The 17,552-nt window shown below is 70.6% G+C and carries 19 protein-coding genes and 2 pseudogenes; 10 read left to right on the top strand and 11 right to left on the bottom strand.

All coding sequences use genetic code 11. The annotated features are described in order from the left end of the window. Window positions 1-11: 11 nt before the first annotated feature. A complete protein-coding gene (locus OHS57_RS28300; protein WP_041983486.1) occupies window positions 12-251 on the top strand; it encodes an antitoxin in 240 nt (79 codons plus the stop codon). A gap of 30 nt (window positions 252-281) precedes the next feature. Here the strand turns inward: OHS57_RS28300 and OHS57_RS28295 are convergent, their stop codons facing one another. Together OHS57_RS28295 and miaB are read right to left on the bottom strand one after the other, a co-directional pair. Beyond that, entirely contained in the window at window positions 282-998 is a 717-nt protein-coding gene (locus OHS57_RS28295; RefSeq protein WP_328583710.1) for a class III extradiol dioxygenase subunit B-like domain-containing protein, read from the bottom strand. Between the two features lie 43 nt (window positions 999-1,041). Further along, window positions 1,042-2,532 (bottom strand): tRNA (N6-isopentenyl adenosine(37)-C2)-methylthiotransferase MiaB, encoded by a 1,491-nt coding sequence (gene miaB / locus OHS57_RS28290; protein ID WP_328583709.1) that lies wholly within the window; start codon window positions 2,530-2,532, stop codon window positions 1,042-1,044. A 77-nt stretch (window positions 2,533-2,609) separates the two neighbouring features. On the opposite strand from miaB, the gene OHS57_RS28285 reads away from it, so the two are divergent. Beyond that, a complete protein-coding gene (locus OHS57_RS28285) occupies window positions 2,610-3,611 on the top strand; it encodes a TAXI family TRAP transporter solute-binding subunit (RefSeq protein WP_041983493.1) in 1,002 nt (333 codons plus the stop codon). Here the strand turns inward: OHS57_RS28285 and OHS57_RS28280 are convergent. Both OHS57_RS28280 and OHS57_RS28275 read right to left on the bottom strand, forming a co-directional pair. Next, a complete protein-coding gene (locus OHS57_RS28280) occupies window positions 3,601-4,992 on the bottom strand; it encodes a sensor histidine kinase (protein ID WP_328583708.1) in 1,392 nt (463 codons plus the stop codon). The genes OHS57_RS28285 and OHS57_RS28280 overlap by 11 nt on opposite strands. A gap of 6 nt (window positions 4,993-4,998) precedes the next feature. Continuing rightward, the gene (locus OHS57_RS28275) at window positions 4,999-5,721 is read right to left on the bottom strand and encodes a response regulator transcription factor (protein WP_041983498.1); all 723 of its coding nucleotides are present in this window, start codon (window positions 5,719-5,721) and stop codon (window positions 4,999-5,001) included. Window positions 5,722-5,977: 256 nt separating this feature from the next. On the opposite strand from OHS57_RS28275, the gene OHS57_RS28270 reads away from it, so the two are divergent. The 8 genes from OHS57_RS28270 (at window position 5,978) to OHS57_RS28240 (ending at window position 12,258) form a co-directional block, all read left to right on the top strand. Further along, on the top strand, window positions 5,978-6,763 hold the full coding sequence (locus OHS57_RS28270; RefSeq protein WP_041983501.1) for an amino acid ABC transporter ATP-binding protein: 786 nt from the start codon (window positions 5,978-5,980) through the stop codon (window positions 6,761-6,763). 86 nt (window positions 6,764-6,849) lie between these two features. Then, on the top strand, window positions 6,850-7,686 hold the full coding sequence (locus tag OHS57_RS28265) for a glutamate ABC transporter substrate-binding protein (protein ID WP_041983503.1): 837 nt from the start codon (window positions 6,850-6,852) through the stop codon (window positions 7,684-7,686). 75 nt (window positions 7,687-7,761) lie between these two features. Further along, complete coding sequence (locus OHS57_RS28260; protein ID WP_328583707.1) at window positions 7,762-8,436, top strand: amino acid ABC transporter permease; 675 nt, start codon at window positions 7,762-7,764, stop codon at window positions 8,434-8,436. Further along, window positions 8,433-9,329, top strand: a complete 897-nt coding sequence (locus OHS57_RS28255) for an amino acid ABC transporter permease (protein ID WP_041983509.1) — start codon at window positions 8,433-8,435, stop codon at window positions 9,327-9,329. The genes OHS57_RS28260 and OHS57_RS28255 overlap by 4 nt, the downstream gene beginning before the upstream one ends. A 164-nt stretch (window positions 9,330-9,493) precedes the next feature. Next, window positions 9,494-11,104 carry an FAD-dependent monooxygenase gene (locus tag OHS57_RS28250; protein WP_328583706.1) on the top strand — a complete coding sequence of 537 codons (1,611 nt, stop codon included), beginning with the start codon at window positions 9,494-9,496 and terminating at the stop codon, window positions 11,102-11,104. A 33-nt stretch (window positions 11,105-11,137) separates the two neighbouring features. Beyond that, window positions 11,138-11,224, top strand: coding sequence for a putative leader peptide (locus OHS57_RS37805; RefSeq protein WP_362549525.1), 87 nt, complete (start codon window positions 11,138-11,140; stop codon window positions 11,222-11,224). 75 nt (window positions 11,225-11,299) lie between these two features. Continuing rightward, window positions 11,300-11,875, top strand: coding sequence for a cysteine dioxygenase (locus OHS57_RS28245; RefSeq protein WP_078863870.1), 576 nt, complete (start codon window positions 11,300-11,302; stop codon window positions 11,873-11,875). Beyond that, the gene (locus tag OHS57_RS28240) at window positions 11,872-12,258 is read left to right on the top strand and encodes a rhodanese-like domain-containing protein (protein WP_328583705.1); all 387 of its coding nucleotides are present in this window, start codon (window positions 11,872-11,874) and stop codon (window positions 12,256-12,258) included. The genes OHS57_RS28245 and OHS57_RS28240 overlap by 4 nt, the downstream gene beginning before the upstream one ends. Window positions 12,259-12,320: 62 nt before the next feature. On the opposite strand, the pseudogene OHS57_RS28235 reads toward OHS57_RS28240, so the two are convergent. From OHS57_RS28235 to OHS57_RS28205, 7 genes and pseudogenes are all read right to left on the bottom strand, one after another. Further along, window positions 12,321-12,815: pseudogene (locus OHS57_RS28235) on the bottom strand (FtsX-like permease family protein); the annotation flags it as partial. An 81-nt stretch (window positions 12,816-12,896) separates the two neighbouring features. Continuing rightward, window positions 12,897-13,607 (bottom strand): annotated as a pseudogene (gene recX / locus OHS57_RS28230) (recombination regulator RecX); the annotation flags it as partial. Further along, window positions 13,493-14,629, bottom strand: a complete 1,137-nt coding sequence (recA, locus tag OHS57_RS28225; protein WP_328583704.1) for a recombinase RecA — start codon at window positions 14,627-14,629, stop codon at window positions 13,493-13,495. The pseudogene recX and the gene recA, both read right to left, overlap by 115 nt. Window positions 14,630-14,822: 193 nt before the next feature. After that, window positions 14,823-15,035, bottom strand: a complete 213-nt coding sequence (locus tag OHS57_RS28220; RefSeq protein WP_041983520.1) for an EF-hand domain-containing protein — start codon at window positions 15,033-15,035, stop codon at window positions 14,823-14,825. A 46-nt stretch (window positions 15,036-15,081) separates the two neighbouring features. Continuing rightward, complete coding sequence (gene dhaK, locus OHS57_RS28215) at window positions 15,082-16,077, bottom strand: dihydroxyacetone kinase subunit DhaK (protein WP_041983521.1); 996 nt, start codon at window positions 16,075-16,077, stop codon at window positions 15,082-15,084. Between the two features lie 10 nt (window positions 16,078-16,087). Beyond that, window positions 16,088-16,741 (bottom strand): dihydroxyacetone kinase subunit DhaL, encoded by a 654-nt coding sequence (dhaL, locus tag OHS57_RS28210; RefSeq protein ID WP_328583703.1) that lies wholly within the window; start codon window positions 16,739-16,741, stop codon window positions 16,088-16,090. Continuing rightward, the gene (locus OHS57_RS28205; protein ID WP_041983523.1) at window positions 16,719-17,549 is read right to left on the bottom strand and encodes an HAD-IA family hydrolase; all 831 of its coding nucleotides are present in this window, start codon (window positions 17,547-17,549) and stop codon (window positions 16,719-16,721) included. Before OHS57_RS28205 ends, dhaL begins: the two co-directional genes overlap by 23 nt. Between the last annotated feature and the right edge of the window lie 3 nt (window positions 17,550-17,552).

Below are 17,552 nucleotides of genomic sequence, written 5' to 3'. Positions count from 1 at the left end.
GAAGGTGGCCCATGGGCTTCATGGATTCTTTCAAGGCCAAACTCTCGCCGGCCAAGGACAAGGTCTCCGACCTCGCGCAGCAGCACGGGGACAAGATCGGTCAGGGCCTGGACAAGGCCGCCAGGACCGTGGACGAGAAGACCAAGGGCAAGTACAGCGGCAAGATCGAGACCGGCACGGGCAAGGCCAAGGACGCGCTCGACCGGATCTCCCAGAAGGACGACGGCACTCCCCCGCCGCCCGCCGCCTGATTCTCCTCCGCCGCCGGGTGGTCTGCCCGGTCACGACCAGGCGGCCACCAGATATCCGACGCCGTAGGGCGCCTCGTCGTACAGCAGCGCGCCGCCCAGGGCTGTGCCCTCGGCGGCGCCCGCGAGGATCTGCCAGGGCGCCCGGCCCACCGCTTTGAGTTCTTGTGCCAGCTCCGCGTCGAGCGCCGCGAGCGCGGCGATGTCCGCAGCTCCCAGGGCGCGTGCCACCTCCGCGTCGAACCCGGCCGCCCGCTCGTCGAGATAACCCGGCGCCTTGACGGTGCGGCACGCGCTGGCGTCCCCCATCACCAGCAGTGCGGTACGGCCTGGCTGCGCGGCGATGTCCCGTCCGGTCCGCAGGCACCGCTCGGCGGCCAGCGGTTCCCCGACTCCCAGACCCTCGACCGGGGAAGCGGACCAGCGGACACTCTCCAGCAGCCAGGACGCCACCGCGAGGGAAGTGGGCAGCGGGCGCTCACCGGCTGTGCCGCCGGTGGCGCTCCCCAGCGTCACGTCGGCCTCGACGCCGAAGCCGCGGAACGATCCCGTGGTGCCCTGCGGATACGGTCCGCGCTGCGCCTGCTCGGCGGGTCCGACGACCAGCAGCCGGTCGGGGCGGGCGGCTGCCAGCACCCCCAGGGCGTCCGCGCAGCAGGCGCGCAGCGCGTCGAGTTCGGCTGCGGCGCCCGCGGCCACGGCGGGTACGAGCAGCGGCGGACAGGGGCAGACGGCAGCGGCGACCAGCATGTCCCGCACCTTAGACGAGGACCCGGGGCGCCGGGCGAGGAGCCTACGGCTCGACGGAGCAGCCGCCCGTCACGGCGGGCAGCGGCGCCGGTACGCCGACGGTGGGCAGCCCCAGCAGGACACCCGCCGGCTTCTCGCTCGCGGCCGACTCGCGCCGCTCCCAGGCGTCCCCCGCGCGCGTCCTGCGCACCGTGAGCGTCGGGCCCTCGGCCAGCAGGTGGTGCGGGGCCGCGTAGGTGATGTCGACGGTCACCACGTCGCCGGGCCGTACCGGCGCCTCCGGGGCGGTGAAGTGGACCAGCCGGTTGTCGGGGGCGCGGCCGGACAGCCGGTGGGTCGCGCCGTCCTTGCGTCCCTCGCCCTCGGCGACCATCACGTCGACCGTCCGGCCGAGCTGCGTCTTGTTCTGCTCCCAGGAGATCTCCTCCTGGAGGGCGGAGAGCCGCATGTACCGCTCCTGGACGATCTCCTTGGGGATCTGTCCCGGCATGTCGGCCGCCGGCGTGCCGGGCCGCTTGGAGTACTGGAAGGTGAAGGCCTGCGCGAACCGCGCCTCGCGTACGACGTGCATCGTCTGCTCGAAGTCCGCCTCGGTCTCGCCGGGGAAGCCCACGATGATGTCCGTCGAGATGGCGGCGTGCGGGATGGCGGCGCGGACCTTCTCGATGATGCCGAGGTAGCGGTCCTGCCGGTACGAGCGGCGCATCGCGCGCAGGATCGTGTCGGAGCCCGACTGGAGCGGCATGTGGAGCTGCGGCATCACGTTCGGCGTCTCGGCCATGGCGGCGATCACGTCGTCGGTGAAGTCACGGGGGTGCGGAGAGGTGAAGCGGACGCGCTCCAGGCCCTCGACGGCCCCGCAGGCGCGCAGCAGCTTGGAGAACGCCTGCCGGTCGCCTATGTCCGAGCCGTACGCGTTGACGTTCTGGCCGAGCAGGGTGATCTCGCTGACGCCCTCGGCGACCAGCGCCTCGATCTCGGCCAGGATGTCGCCGGGCCTGCGGTCCTTCTCCTTGCCGCGCAGCGCGGGCACGATGCAGAAGGTGCAGGTGTTGTTGCAGCCCACGGAGATGGAGACCCAGGCGGCGTAGGCGGACTCGCGGCGCGTGGGCAGCGTGGAGGGGAACGCCTCCAGGGACTCGGCGATCTCGATCTGCGCCTCTTCCTGGACGCGGGCGCGTTCCAGGAGGACCGGCAGCTTGCCGATGTTGTGCGTACCGAAGACGACGTCGACCCAGGGCGCCCTGCGCACGATGGTCTCGCGGTCCTTCTGCGCGAGACAGCCGCCGACGGCGATCTGCATACCGGGCCGCTTGGTCTTCATCGGCGCGAGCCGGCCGAGGTTGCCGTACAGCTTGTTGTCGGCGTTCTCCCGCACCGCGCAGGTGTTGAAGACGACGACATCGGCGTCACCGTCGGCGTCTTCCGGGGCGCGGACATACCCCGCGCCCTCCAGCAGGCCCGACAGCCGCTCGGAGTCGTGGACATTCATCTGGCACCCGTAGGTGCGCACTTCGTAAGTCTTCGCGCTCATCTCGCCCACCAGGGTACGGGGTCGCGGTACGGGGCGGGCCCTGGCCATCGCGGGGAGGGAGCTGACAGGATCGCGCCATGTTCACCGCCGTCTCCCGGATGAGCCGCAACCGCGCCGTGCAGGGCGGTGCGGCGGTGCTGGTGGTGCTCGGAGTGCTGGTGTGGTGGCTGGTACCGATCAGGGAGTCATCCCCGAGCGGATCGGTCACGTTCAGCACCGGCGTGAACCGGGGCGTCTACCAGCGGTACGGCGAGCTGCTCAGCCCGTACCTCGACCGCGACCTGCCGGACGTGTCGATAAAGCTGGCGACCAGCGAGGGCTCGCAGCAGAACCTGGCGCGGGTGGCGAGCGGCGAGGCCCAGTTCACCATCGCCACCGCCGACGCAGTGGCGAAGTACCAGAAGGACCGCGACGTCGGCTACCAGCGGCTGCGGGGCTGCGCGCGGCTGTACGACGACTACGTGCAGCTCGTCGTCCCGAAGGGGTCGGCCGTGCGCACCACGGCCGACCTGCGCGGCCTTCGGGTGGGTGTCGGGCAGGACGGCTCGGGCGTACGGCTGATCGCCGACCGGCTGCTGAAGGCGGCGGGACTCGATCCGCAGCGCGACATCAAGGCCGTGCCGGACGGGATCGACACCATGCCGGAGAGCCTGGAGCACCACCGGCTCGACGCCTTCTTCTGGTCCGGCGGGCTGCCCACCGCCGCCGTGGAACAGCTGTCGGAGCGCTTCGCCGTCCGGCTGGTACCGCTGGAGCCCGCGCTCATCTCGAAGCTGCACGCCACGGGCGAGAGCGCGTCGCACTACTACCGGTCGGCGGAGATGCCGGCCGACGCGTACCGCGACGCGCAGGACGGCGAGGCGGTGCCGACGGTCGCGGTGGCGAACCTGCTGGTCACCACGGATCAGACGGACCCGGCGCTGGCGGAGGGCTTCACCCGGACCGTGATCGACAGCCGGGACCGCATCGGCAAGGAGGTGCACCCCGCGCAGCTGGTGGACCTGCGGACGGCGATCTACACGGACCCCCTGCCGCTGCACGAGGGTGCCAAGCGCTACTACCGGTCGGTCAAGCCGTAGGGGACGAGCGCGGCACGCTCAGGGTGACGCGCAGGCCGCTCGGCTCGCCGTGCGCGTAGCTGATCGAGCCGCCGCCCGCGCTCAGCAACGCACGGGAGATCGACAGGCCGAGGCCGGAGCCCTTGACGTTCTGGTGGCGGTTGCTGCGCCAGAACCGGTCGCCGATGCGGGCCAGTTCGTCGTCCGCGAGTCCTGGACCGCCGTCGTTGACGACCACCGTGGAGGTCTCACCGCCGCGTCCCACCGTGACGGTCACCGTCTCGCCCGCCGGGGTGAACTTGAGCGCGTTGTCCAGCACCGCGTCCAGCGCGCTGGAGAGCGCGACGGGATCGGCCCACGCGGTGACAGCGGCGCCCCGCTCCGACAGCCGTACGCCCTTCTCCTCAGCGACGGCCCGCCAGGCGTCGACCCGTTCGGCCACCAGCTCGCCGATGTCGGTGAGCCGCAGATCGGCCTCGGCGTGCTCGGCCAGCGCCAGGTCCAGCAGGTCGTCCAGCACCTGGCCGAGCCGCTTGCCCTCCGTGCGCACCGAAGCGATCTCCGCGTTCCCCTCGGGCAGTTCGAGGGCGAGGAGTTCGATACGCAGCAGCAGGGCGGCGAGCGGGTTGCGCAACTGGTGGGAGGCGTCGGCGACGAAGGCGCGCTGCTGCTCCAGCACGTCCTCGACGTTGTCGGCCATCTCGTTGAAGGAGATGGCCAGGCGCCGCAGTTCGGGCGGTCCGCCGCCGGCGGCCACACGTGACTTCATCCGCCCGGTGGCGATGTCGTGGGTGGCCGCGTCGAGCACCCGTACCGGCAGGAGGACCCAGCCCGTCAGCCGGAACGCCGCCCCGACGGCCACGAGCATCGCCACCACCTCGCCCGCGCCGATGACCAGCCAGCCGCGCAGAATCCGCGAACGCATCTGTCCGGTGGGCGAGTCGGTCACCACGACGGCGACGACATCACCGTCCCTGACGACCGGTGAGGCGACGATCAGCCGGCCGTCCTGCCACGGCCAGACCTGTTCCGGATCGTCGCTGCGGCGGCCGAGCAGCGCCTCCTCGAACGCCTGCCTGCCCTCGCCCTCCTTGGGGACCGTCCAGTTCTGCGGGGCGCGCGCCATCGGCCGGTTGTCGCGGTAGAAGACACCGGCCCTGATGCCGTAGACCGAGTAGTACCGGGCCAGTTCTCCCGCCAGCACGCGGCGCCTGTCCTGGGACCCGGTGGTGCTCTCCGTGACGAACTGCGCGAGCGCGGCGACCCGCGCCGTGTCGTCGATCCGGTCCACCACGACGTCCTGCTGCTGCCCGGCGGCGCGGCTGACGGCCAGCGGGAAGCCGAGGGCGAGGAGCACGGCCGCCATGAGGATGATGAGCAGCGGGAGAAGTCGGGTGCGCACGAGGCGTTACTGGCCTTGCTTGCCCGGGTGCGCGGCAGGCACGACCAACCGGTAGCCGACGCCCCGTACCGTCTCGATCAGCGACGGCATGCCGAGTTTGTGGCGCAGGGACGCCACGTGCACTTCGAGGGTCCGCCCGGTCCCCTCCCAGCTGGTCAGCCACACCTCGCTGATGATCTGCTCCCTGCGGAAGACCACCCCGGGCCGCTGGGCGAGCAGCGCCAGCAGGTCGAACTCCTTGCGGGTCAGCGGTACGGGGGTGCCGTCGACGCTGACCTGGCGGTTGGCGAGTTCCAGCGTGACCCGCCCGAGCCCGGGGGCGGGCCGCTCGGCCCCGGCGGACTCCTCAGCCGTGCTGCCGCGCCGGCTCACCGCGTGGATACGGGCGAGCAGTTCACCGGTGTCGTAGGGCTTGGTCACGTAGTCGTCGGCGCCGAGGTTGAGGCCGTGGATCCGGGAGCGTACGTCGGCGCGGGCCGTCACCATGATCACCGGGGTCGAGGTGATCTTCCGGATCTTGCCGCAGACCTGGTAACCGTCCTGGTCGGGCAGGCCGAGGTCGAGCAGCACCACCCCGAAGGGCGCCTTGCCCGCGTTGGCGGCGGGCAGCAGCGCCCGTAGCGCCTCCTCGCCGCTCCTGGCGTGCACGACGTCGAAGCCGTGCCGGGCGAGCACGGCCGCCAGAGCAGCGGCGACGTGGTCGTCGTCCTCGACGAGCAGCAGTCTCATGGCGCCCCCCTGGCTGTGGCACTTCCTGTGGTATTTCCCCTCCCGGCATCCACGCCCATGACACCGCAGGCGTCAAGGGCCGGTCCGGCTCCCCGTGCTTTCCGTTACCCACCCGGTACGCCCCGCACCGCCCCCTCACGCGGCGTGTCCGTCCGCTGCCCGATCGTTATGCTCAAGTTCCGCTCAGATGTAATGACGCTGGTCGCGGCCCGTGCCTATGGTCCTTCCCAACCGAGGAGGACGGAGCAATAAGCCGATGAGCGGAGTGTCAGTGACCAAGGGCACCGAGGACGCCGTGCCGGCGGCCGGCGACCTGGTCGTACTGAGCAACGTCAACAAGCACTTCGGCGCGCTGCATGTGCTCCAGGACATCGATCTGACCATCGCCCGTGGCGAGGTCGTGGTCGTCATCGGCCCCTCCGGGTCCGGTAAGTCCACACTGTGCCGCACCATCAACCGCCTGGAGACGATCGATTCAGGTTCGATCACCGTCGACGGCAAGCCGCTGCCGGACGAAGGCAGGGAGCTCGCCCGGCTGCGGGCCGATGTCGGCATGGTCTTCCAGTCGTTCAACCTTTTCGCGCACAAGACCGTGCTGGAGAACGTCACTCTGGGCCAGACGAAGGTCCGCAAGCTCGGCAAGCAGGAGGCGGAGGAGAAGGCGCACTCCCTCCTCGACCGGGTGGGCGTGGGCTCGCAGGCCGACAAGTACCCGGCTCAGCTCTCCGGCGGACAGCAGCAACGCGTGGCCATCGCACGGGCGTTGGCGATGGACCCCAAGGTCATGCTCTTCGACGAACCGACCTCAGCGCTCGACCCCGAGATGATCAACGAGGTCCTTGAGGTCATGCAGCAGCTGGCACGCGAGGGAATGACGATGGTCGTCGTCACCCACGAGATGGGCTTCGCGCGCTCGGCGGCGAACAGGGTCGTCTTCATGGCGGACGGAAAGATCGTCGAGGAGACGACCCCTGACGAGTTCTTCAACAACCCGCGCAGTGACCGTGCCAAGGACTTCCTCTCGAAGATCCTGCACCACTGACCGGTCTGTCCCACAGCCTGTCTGTTCCACAGCCTGCCTCTTCCACGACCTGTCTCTTCCACGTCTCACCCGAGGGAAGTTCAACGATGAAGCTCCACAAGACAAGCGCGGCAGCGGCTGCCGTACTCGTCCTCTCGCTGACGGCCACCGCGTGTGGCGGCGACAGCAAGGACAGCGACAGCGCCGACGGCGGCGGCAAGATCGCCATCGGGATCAAGTACGACCAGCCGGGTCTCGGCCTGAAGACGCCGGACGGCAGCTTCACCGGCTTCGACGTCGACGTCGCCACGTACGTGGCCAAGGAACTGGGCTACGACGCCAAGGACATCGAGTGGAAGGAGTCGCCGAGCGCCGAGCGCGAGAACCTCATCGCCAACGGCGACGTGAAGCTCGTCGTCGCCAGCTACTCGATCAACGACGAGCGCAAGCAGCGCGTCGACTTCGCGGGCCCCTACCTGCTGGCCCACCAGGACCTGCTGGTGCGCGCCGACGACAGCAGCATCACCAAGGCCGAGGACCTCAACTCCAAGAAGCTCTGCTCCGTGACCGGTTCGACCTCGGCGCAGAACATCCAGAAGGAACTGGCGCCCAAGGCCGACCTCCAGCAGGTCGGCGGCTACTCCGAGTGCCTGACCGGCCTGGAGAGCAAGACGGTCGACGCGCTCACCACGGACGACTCCATCCTCGCCGGCTACGCCGCGCAGAAGGAGCACCAGGGCAAGTTCAAGCTGACCGGCCTGAAGCTGAGCGACGAGAACTACGGCATCGGTCTCAAGAAGGGCGACACCGACCTGCTCAACAAGGTCAACGCCGCGCTCAAGAAGATGGAGTCGGACGGCTCCTGGGAGAAGGCCGTGAAGAAGAACTTCGGCCCCGCCAACTACAAGAACGAGCCTGCCCCGCAGATCGCCGCGGCCAGCTGAGACACGCAGTGACGCGCCGCCGGCCCAGCCGGCGGCGCGTACCGACCAGCCAACCAGGGGAGAGCGCGGGGCATCGTGTTCGACTTTCTTGATTCCGGGCAGTACGACCTGCTCGGCGCCTTCTGGGTGACGGTGCAGCTCACCCTCTACTCCGCAGCCGGCTCCCTCATATGGGGAACGCTGCTGGCCGGGATGCGGGTCAGTCCCGTACCGCTGATGCGGGCGTTCAGCACCGCCTACATCAACATCGTCCGCAACACGCCGCTGACGGTGATCATCGTCGCGTGTTCGCTCGGACTCAACCAGACCCTCCGGATCACGCTCGGCGGCGAGACCTTCAAGGACATCGGCTTCCGGATGGCGGTGCTCGGGCTCATCGCCTACACCGGCACCTTCGTCTGCGAGGCCCTGCGCTCCGGTATCAACACCGTGCCCGTCGGACAGGCGGAGGCGGCCCGTGCGCTGGGCCTGAGCTTCTTCCAGGTGCTGAGGCTGGTGGTGCTCCCCCAGGCGTTCCGGTCCGTGGTCGGCCCGCTCGCCAACGTACTGATCGCGCTCACCAAGAACACCACGGTGGCGGCGGCGATCAGCGTCGCCGAGGCGGCGGCACTGATGAAGACCATGATCGAGAACGAGGCCGACTCGCTCTTCGCCGTCTTCGCGGTCTTCGCGTTCGGGTTCATCGTTCTCACCCTCCCGGTCGGCCTGCTGCTGGGCTGGGTGGCCAAGCGAGTGGCGGTGAAGCGATGAGTACCGAGTCCGTCCTGTACGACGCGCCCGGCAGCCGTGCCAAGCGGCGCAACATTCTCTACACGATCGTGTTCCTGATCCTCCTCGCGCTGGCCGTCTGGTGGGTCATCTCCGCGCTGCTTGACCACGGTCAGCTGGCCTCGGAGAAGTGGAGTCCGTTCGTCGACGACTCCAAGGTCTGGACGACCTATCTGCTGCCCGGCCTCGGGGAGACCCTGAAGGCGGCGGCACTGGCGATCGTGATCGCCCTGCCGGTGGGCGCACTGCTCGGCATCGGCCGTCTTTCGGACCACCGGTGGGTCAGGGTTCCGGTCGGCGTCGTGGTGGAGCTCTTCCGCTCCATCCCCGTACTGATCATGATGATCTTCGCGTATCAGCTGTACGTGCAGTTCACGGACGTCTCCTCCGACAGCAGGCCGCTGTTCGCCGTGGTCACCGGCCTGGTGCTCTACAACTCCTCGGTCATGGCCGAGATCGTGCGGGCCGGGATCCTCTCCCTGCCCAGCGGCCAGACCGACGCCGCGAAGGCGATCGGGATGCGCAAGGGCCAGGTCATGTCGTCCGTGCTGCTGCCGCAGGCGGTGACAGCCATGCTGCCGGCCCTGGTCAGCCAGCTGGTGGTGATCGTCAAGGACACCGCGCTCGGCGGCGCCGTCCTCGGTCTGCAGGAGCTGCTCTCGCAGAACCGGACGATCACGGCGAACTACGGTGCCAACGTCATCGCGGCCTTCACCGTCATCGCCCTGATCTACATCGTGCTGAACTTCGCGCTCACCACCTTCGCCGGCTGGCTGGAGCGCAAGCTCCGCAAGGCGCGCAAGAGCACGGGCGCGGTCCTCGGGGCGGGCGACGCGGAGGAAGCGGGCGTCGTCGGGGGTGGAGACACCCTCTGAGGCGCACGTGGCACACGGTGTACGCGCCGCCGTGGGCGTCACTTGACGGCGGCACCCCCAGTGGGTTGCATACGTTCTGTGATCACGCATCGGGCTCCCAGGGCCTGTCCGACAGGCTCAAGCGCCACTGAAAGCACGACCGTACGGGCCGGAGAGGGCGCGACGTGGACCCGGTGATCGTGGTCGGCGCCGGCCCTGTCGGGCTGGCGCTGTCCCTCGCCCTCGCCGCGCAGGACGTCCCTGTCGTCCTGCTGGACGAGGGCAGCGGCACGGACGACCCCCGCCCCGCCCGTACGGTCGTGCTGCGCCCCGACACCGCGGCGCTGGTGGCCCGGATCGGCTGCACCACCCTCGCCGACGAGGCGACGCACTGGCAGGGCTGGCGCTCGATGCGGCGCAAGCAGCTGATGCGGCAGGTACCGCTCGGCGACGACGGCGGTCCTGCCCCGCTGCACATCCCGCAGCACGCCCTGTCGCGCGGGCTGCGTGAGGCGATCGCCGGGCAGAAGCTGATCCAGGTGGCGACGGGCAGCCGGCTGGACTCGCTGGAGCAGGACGCGCACGGCGTCACCGTGCACACCCGCGGCCCCGAGGCGACCTGGTGGCGGGCCAGCCATCTGGTGGGCTGCGACGGCGCCAGGTCGACCGTCCGCAAACTGCTCGGCGTGCGGTTCCCCGGCCGTACGGCGGTCGAGCGGCACGCCGTGGCCGCGCTGCGCGCCGAACTGCCCTGGCCGGGCGAGGCGGTGCTGCACCGTCAGCCGCCGTGGCGCGGCGGCGGCGACGAGGTGTCGGCGAGGCCGCTGCCGGACGACGTGTGGCGGCTGGACTGGCTGCTGCCCGCCCGGGGTGAGCTGGTCACACCCGACGCGCTGGTGGCGCGGCTGCGGGACACCCTGGCCGGCTGGTGCGGCGAGACACCCCCGTACGAACTGCTCGACACCGGTGTCTACACGCTGCACCACCGGCTGGCCAGGCGGTGGCGGGTGGGCCGTGCCTTCCTCGCGGGGGACGCCGCCCATCTGCTGGGCGCCGTGGGCACCCAGGGGCTCGACGAGGGGCTGCGGGACGCCGACAACCTGGCCTGGAAGCTGGCACAGGCCTGGCACCACGGCGCGTCGCCCGCGCTGCTGGACAGCTACCAGGCGGAGCGGCGCACCGCCGTCGCCGGGCGGCTGCGCGCCGCCGACCAGTCCCTGCCGATACTGCGCGGCGGTGGCGGGCTGCGGACGTATCTGCCGGGTGCGGCGAGCGGTCACGACACCCTGCTCGCCGACGGGCATCTGGGGTACGGACCGCTGGGCGCGCCCCCCTCGTACCCGCACTCCCCCCTCGCGCCTCCGCACGCCCAGGGGAGCACGGCGGTCGGCACCGCCCCCGGCGGTCCCGTCGCCGACGTACGGGTGACGACGCCGGACGGTACGTCCGCGCGGCTCAGGGACCGGCTCGGCCGCGGGCAGCTGCTGGTGGTGCTGGTCGCGCCGGGGACCGGGGTGTGGGACCGGCGGCACTGGCTGACCGCCGGGGTGATGCCGCGGCTCGCCGCCGCCGTGACCGCGCTGCCCGTGCGGGCCGAGCTGCTGGTCACCGAGGCGTACCCGGGGGCGTCCGCGCACAACGTCCTGCTCGTACGGCCCGACGGGCATCTTGTCGACGCCTTCGGCGGGGTGCGTCCGGCCGATCTCTACGCGGCGGCCGACGCGGCGCGCGGCGGCTCTCCTTCGGCGGCCGACACGGATGCGGAACGGGGCGACCGCATTGTGAACATCAATTGACCGCGCTCGACCCCTCATGGTGTAGTACAGAGCGTGACTGACACCGATGTGCGCCTGTGGCGGAGGGTTCATGTGGACCTGCTCCGTTACGCGGGCTGCGTGTGTCGCCCGTCCTGCTGATTCGCCTTCGTTTCCGCGCGCGTGCCGTGTGACACCACGGCAGCGCATTTTCGCGAACTTCTCAGGACGGTCATGATGTCTACTCCCGTATCGCTCCCTGCCTCCGCCGCTGCCGTCGCCACACCCGCTCCCCCGGTGCCCGCGCCGGCCGTCGGGGCGGGCCCGACCGCGACCGAGCTTCTCGACTTCGTCCGCAGGACAGCGGCCGACAAGACCTTGATCGACTCACTCCCCCTCGACCCCGAGGGCCGTACGTGGATCCGGCTCGAAGGCCCGTCCGGCAGTGAGGCCTGGCTGATCGGCTGGCCGCCCGGCACGGGCACCGGCTGGCACGACCACGGCGGCTCGCACGGCGCCTTCGCCACGGCGGCGGGCGTGCTCCAGGAGGACTCCCTCGCCGCCCGGCTGCCCACCGAGGGGTGGAAGACCCTGGAGCTGGCCGAAGGGGTCGACCGGCACCGGGAGTTGACGGCGGGTGACGGCAAGGCGTTCGGTGAGCACCATGTCCACGAGGTGCGCAACGAGTCGGCGGGCGAGCACGCGGTCTCCGTGCACGCGTACTTCCCCCCGCTGCCGCTGATGCGGCGCTACAGCCGCACCGGCTCCGTACTCCGCCTTGAGCAGGTCGAGGTTCCCGAGGAGTGGCAGTGACCGAGCCGGTCGGCATCGACGAACTGCTGGAGCGGGTCCGCGAGGATCTGGACCGGGTCAGTGCCAAGGAGGCCTTCGACGAGGCCGCGCACGGGGCCCTGCTGGTCGACATCCGCTATCAGGAGCTGCGCGAGCGCGACGGACTGATCCCCGGCGCGCTGGTCGTGGAGCGCAACGAGCTGGAGTGGCGGCTCGACCCGCGGGGCAGCCACCGCGCCGCCGAGGCCACCAGCCACGACCTGCGGGTGGTGGTGGTCTGCAACGAGGGCTACGCGTCGAGTCTCGCCGCCGTGTCCCTGCGCCAGCTCGGGCTGCACCGCGCGACCGACCTGATCGGTGGCTTCCAGGCCTGGCAGTCCGAAGGGCTGCCGGTCACGCGGTGACCACTGCCGTACGGTGACCGTGCCCGCGCGGTGACCGCTGCCGTACGTGCCGGCCGTACCGCTCAGTGACGGGCGGCCGCGACCTCCACCGGGCGGGTCCTGAGCGCCGCCCTGCCCGGCAGGGCGGTGGCGACGAGCGCGAGCAGCCCGGCCGCTCCGACCACACCCGCGTACTCCAACGGCCGCACGGCCGGCTCCGCGCTGCCCGTCATGCCGACGCTGAAAGCGGTCAGGACGGCGAGGGCGATGCCCGTGCCGATGACGGCGGCCAGCAGGGCGAGCACCAGCGCCTCGGTCCGCAGCATCCGCAGCACCTGCCGGCGGGTCGCGCCGGCGAGCCGCATCATCGCGAACTCCCAGGACGGCTGCGGCGAGCGGATTGTCCATGTGCCGTGCCAACAGGTCGTGGCCAAGCGTCAGATCGCCGAATCCGAGACCCGCGCGTAGACGGCGCGCACGGTGACGGTGGCCGGTGTGCCGTCGCCGAGTTCTCGCCGAAGCCCTCGATCGATCCTCTGACGACGTCCATGACTACACAGTTGCTTGTGCACAACCGTCTGTGCACTGGAGTGGGCCTGCGTTTCCGGGGTGGGGCTACCCCGGTCATTCCCGGTCGTCCCCCGTGGCAGCAGGGCGTGTCAGTCGAAGTGCAGCCCCTCGTCGAGTCCTTCGGTGTCCTCGCCCTCCTCCTCCAGCGCCTGTTTGACCACCCGCAGGGCCATGCCCTGGGAGTAGCCCTTGCGGGCCAGCATGCCGACGAGCCTGCGCAGCCGTTTGTCGCGCTCCATACCGCGCGTGGTGCGGAGCTTGCGGGCGACCAGGTCGCGGGCGGTCGTCTCCTCCTGCTCCGGGTCGAGCCGGCCGACCGCCTCGTCGACCAGGGTCGAGTCCACGCCCTTGGTGCGCAGTTCACGGGCGAGGGCGCGGCGGGCCAGGCCCCGGCCGTGGTGCCGGGACTCCACCCAGGCGCCGGCGAACGCCGCGTCGTCGATCAGCCCCACGTCCACGAAACGGGACAGCACCTCCTCGGCGACATCCTCGGGGACGTCGCGTTTGGCCAGGGCCTCCGCCAGCTGTTTACGGGTGCGCGGCATGCCGGTGAGCAGGCGCAGGCAGATTGCCCGCGCCCGCTCGGCCGGGTCCTGGGGCGGCAGTTCCCGCTCGGCCCTCGACGAGCCCGAACTGCCGCCCTGCTCCTCCGCGCGCCGCCTCTTCGGATAAGGCACGGTGCGGACTAGCTCTTGGCCGCTGCCGCCTTGGCCGACTTGGCCTTGGCTGCAGGGGCCGGCACCGACTTCGCCGCGTCGTCGGCCGGGGAACCGGCCGGGGCCGGACCGCTCGCCGCGTCGGCGCCGGGCTCGGCCGGCGTCTCGGGCCTCACCCCGATGCCCAGCTTCTCCAGGATCTTCTTCTCGATCTCGTTGGCGAGATCGGGGTTGTCCTTGAGGAAGTTACGGGCGTTCTCCTTGCCCTGGCCGAGCTGGTCGCCCTCGTACGTGTACCAGGCGCCGGCCTTGCGCACGAAGCCCTCGTCCACGCCCATGTCGATCAGGCCGCCCTCGCGGCTGATGCCGTGGCCGTAGAGGATGTCGAACTCGGCCTGCTTGAAGGGCGGTGCGACCTTGTTCTTGACGACCTTGACCCGGGTGCGGTTGCCGACGGCGTCCGTCCCGTCCTTCAGGGTCTCGATCCGGCGGATGTCGAGCCGCACCGAGGCGTAGAACTTGAGCGCCCGGCCACCGGTGGTGGTCTCCGGCGAGCCGAACATCACACCGATCTTCTCGCGGAGCTGGTTGATGAAGATCGCGGTGGTCTTGGACTGGTTGAGCGCGCTGGTGATCTTCCGGAGTGCCTGGCTCATCAGCCTCGCCTGCAGGCCGACGTGCGAGTCGCCCATCTCGCCCTCGATCTCCGCGCGCGGCACCAGGGCCGCGACGGAGTCGATGACGATGAGGTCGAGCGCGCCCGAGCGGACCAGCATGTCCACGATTTCGAGCGCCTGCTCGCCGTTGTCCGGCTGGGACAGCAGCAGGTTGTCGATGTCGACGCCGAGCTTCTGCGCGTACTCGGGGTCGAGTGCGTGCTCCGCGTCGACGAAGGCCACCGTGCCGCCGAGTCGCTGCGCGTTCGCCACCGCGTGCAGGGTCAGGGTCGTCTTACCGGAGGATTCCGGTCCGTACACCTCCACCACACGGCCGCGCGGCAGGCCGCCGACGCCGAGCGCGACGTCGAGCGCGGTCGACCCGGTGGGGATGACCTCGATGGGCTCGTTCGGCCGCTCGCCGAGGCGCATCACCGCGCCCTTGCCGAATTGCCGTTCAATTTGGGCGAGAGCGGCGTCCAACGCCTTCTCGCGGTCGGTTCCTGCCATGGGTTCCACCCGATTTGCTTGAGTCGATCGCTTCACGTCACTGACGCTATCCCCTGCCACTGACAATGCGTCCTGACGTCCCGCCCGGCGCCCTCCGGCGGCGCCCGGCGACCGGTGCCCAATCAGAATGGATGTTCGATTTTCCTGTCAAGCGCACCACGCCGGCCAGGGACTTCCCTGGCCGGCCGTGGCGTCAGCGGGCGCGCGCCGCGAGAAACTCGTCCCAGGTCACCCGGCCGTCGCTGTCGGCGTCGGCGGCGCCGAGGAGCGACGCCGCCTGCTCCTCGGAGATGACGCCCGCGCCCAGCTCCGCCAGCACGCCGCGCAGTTCGGCCGCGGTGATCGCGCCGTCCTTGTCCACGTCGAACTGGTCGAATGCCGCCCTGAGTGCCGCTGTGTCCGCCATGAGGGGTCCCTCCCGGGTGTGTGACCGATGACGGCGGACCACTCTGTCAGAAGACGCGGATCGCGATCTCGGCCGGGTCGGCGAGGAGTTCGGCGATCTCGTCGTCCAGCCTGACCAGCGTGACGGAGGCGCCGGCCATGTCGAGCGAGGTGCAGTACTCCCCCACGTAACTGCGGCTGATCTCGATCCCGCGCTCGGTGACCTGCCGGTGCGCGAGCCCGTACGCCAGGTACAGCTCGCCGATCGGCGTGCCGCCGAGGCCGTTGAGCATCAGCGCCACCTTGTCGCCGGAGGCGAACGGCAGATCGTCCACGACGGTGGTGACGAGTTCCGCCACCATCTCGTTGGCCGGGCGCAGCTTCTCCCGCCGCCGGCCGGGCTCGCCGTGGATGCCCACGCCCATCTCGATCTCGTCGTCGGGCAGGTCGAAGAGCGGGGAGCCCTTGGCGGGCGGGGTGCAGGCGGTGAGCGCCATGCCCATCGTGCGGGTGACGGAGTTGACCTTCTCGCCGATCCGGTACAGCTCGTCGAGGTCGGCGCCCCGCTCGGCCGCCGCGCCGACTGCCTTCATCACGAAGAAGTTTCCGGCCACACCGCGCCTGCCGACGGTGTACGTCGAGTCCTGTACGGAGACGTCGTCGTCGATGAACAGCGTGCGGACGGTGACGCCGTCGGCCGCCGACAGCTCCTCCGCCATCTCGAAGGCCATCCGGTCGCCGGTGTAGTTGTTGACCAGCAACAGGACGCCCTTGGGCGAGGCGACGAGTTTGACCGTCTCGTACACGTAGTCGGTGGGCGGCGCCGAGAAGATGTCACCCGGACAGGCGGCGTCGAGCATTCCCTTGCCGACGGTCATGACATGGGACGGCTCGTGGCCCGACCCCGACCCCTGGACGATGGAGACCTTGCCGGCCTGCGGAGCGTCGGCACGCATGATCAGGTTGTACTCGGGGACGTACCGGAGGGTGCCGGGGTTGGCCAGGGCCAGCCCTTCCAGCATCTCCGGGACGAAGTTCTTCGGATCGTTCACGAATTTCTTCATGCGCTCGCTCCTAGCTCTCGTCCGTGCGGGAGTTCCATTCGGCCGCGACGCGCTCCGCCATGACGGCGACCGCGACGGCGCCCGGGTCGGGCGAGCCGATGCTGCGCTCCCCCGTGTAGCTCTGGCGGCCCCGCATGGCCTGCATCGGGGTGGTCGCGTCGGCTGCCTTACGGGCGGTGGACGCGGCGATCCCGGCCAGTTCGGCCGGTCCGCCGGCGCCGCCGGACAGCGCCTGCTCCAGCGCGTCGGTCATCGGCACCAGCGCGTCCAGCAGCGTCTTGTCCCCGACGTCGGACCTGCCGCGCGCCTTGATGCCCTCGGTCGCCGCCCGCAGCATCGCGACCGCGTCCTCCCCGCTCACATCGGTGCGCTCGCCCAGCGCCGTGGCCGCGCGGAGGAACGCGGTGCCCCACAGCGGGCCCGATGTCCCGCCCACCCGCTTGGAGATCACCATCGCCACCTTCTTCAGGAAGGTGGCGGGCGTTTCGCGGTCGAAGGTGTCCCAGTCGGCGAGGACGATCTCGAAGCCCCGGGCGAGCGAGTAGCCGAAGTCACCGTCGCCCGCCACGGCGTCGAGGTCCGAGAACGCGCGCTCGTTGTCGACGGCGGTACGCGCGATCGTCCTGACGACGAACTCCAGATCATCGGCTGTTGTCGTTGACATGGCTCTCCTGACTGGCTGCGAGCAGGAACTGGAGGTCCGCGAGCCGCACACAGGGCTCAGGGTGGGCGCCGAGCGGATCGTCCAGCACGCGCGTGACGGTCTCGTCCGGCGCCGGGTCGCCAAGGGACGTCACCACGAGCGCGGCTCCGGTGAAATCCTCCTGGCCGGTGTAGGCGCTGGTGGTGACGGCGCAGACGAGACCCGCGCCGAGTGCGGCGCGCAGTCCGTTGTGGCTGTCCTCGATCACCACGACCCGCGCCGGGTCGAGCCCGAGCCCGGCCACGGCGTAGTCGTAGATGTCGGGAGCCGGCTTCTTGTGCGGCACGATGTCCCCGGCGAAGACGCCGAAGCGGGCGGCCAGCCCGGCGCCGACGGCGAGTTCGAGCACACTGCGCACGGACGGTTCGGCCGAGGTGGAGGCGACCGCCAGGGTCCAGCCCGCCGCTGCCGCCTCCTCGGCGATCCGCCGCACGCCGGGCCGGGGCGGAATGGCCCCGCTCGCGATGATCCCCTGGTAGATCTCGGTCTTGCGCCGGTGCCAGCGCGCGACCTGCGCGTCGAGCGCGTCGGGGTCGCTGGGCAGTCCCGTCTCGGCGAGGAACTCGGGGGTGAGGAGCGTCTTCATCCGCTCCTTGCCGCCGCCGACCGTGACCTTCCGCGCGTACTCGGCGTCGCTCCAGCGCACGGGGAGGCCGAACTCCTCGAAGGTCCGGTTGAAGGCGGGCAGATGCCCGTAGCGCTCGGTGTCGGCGAGCACGCCGTCGCAGTCGAAGACGAGCGCATAGGCGGTGGAACGTGCGGCCGGCACGGC

This window comes from Streptomyces sp. NBC_00370, assembly GCF_036084755.1.
GTDB lineage: Bacteria > Actinomycetota > Actinomycetes > Streptomycetales > Streptomycetaceae > Streptomyces.
The sequence above is the reverse complement of the archived record's forward strand: the minus strand, read 5'-3'. Positions and strand labels throughout refer to the sequence as shown.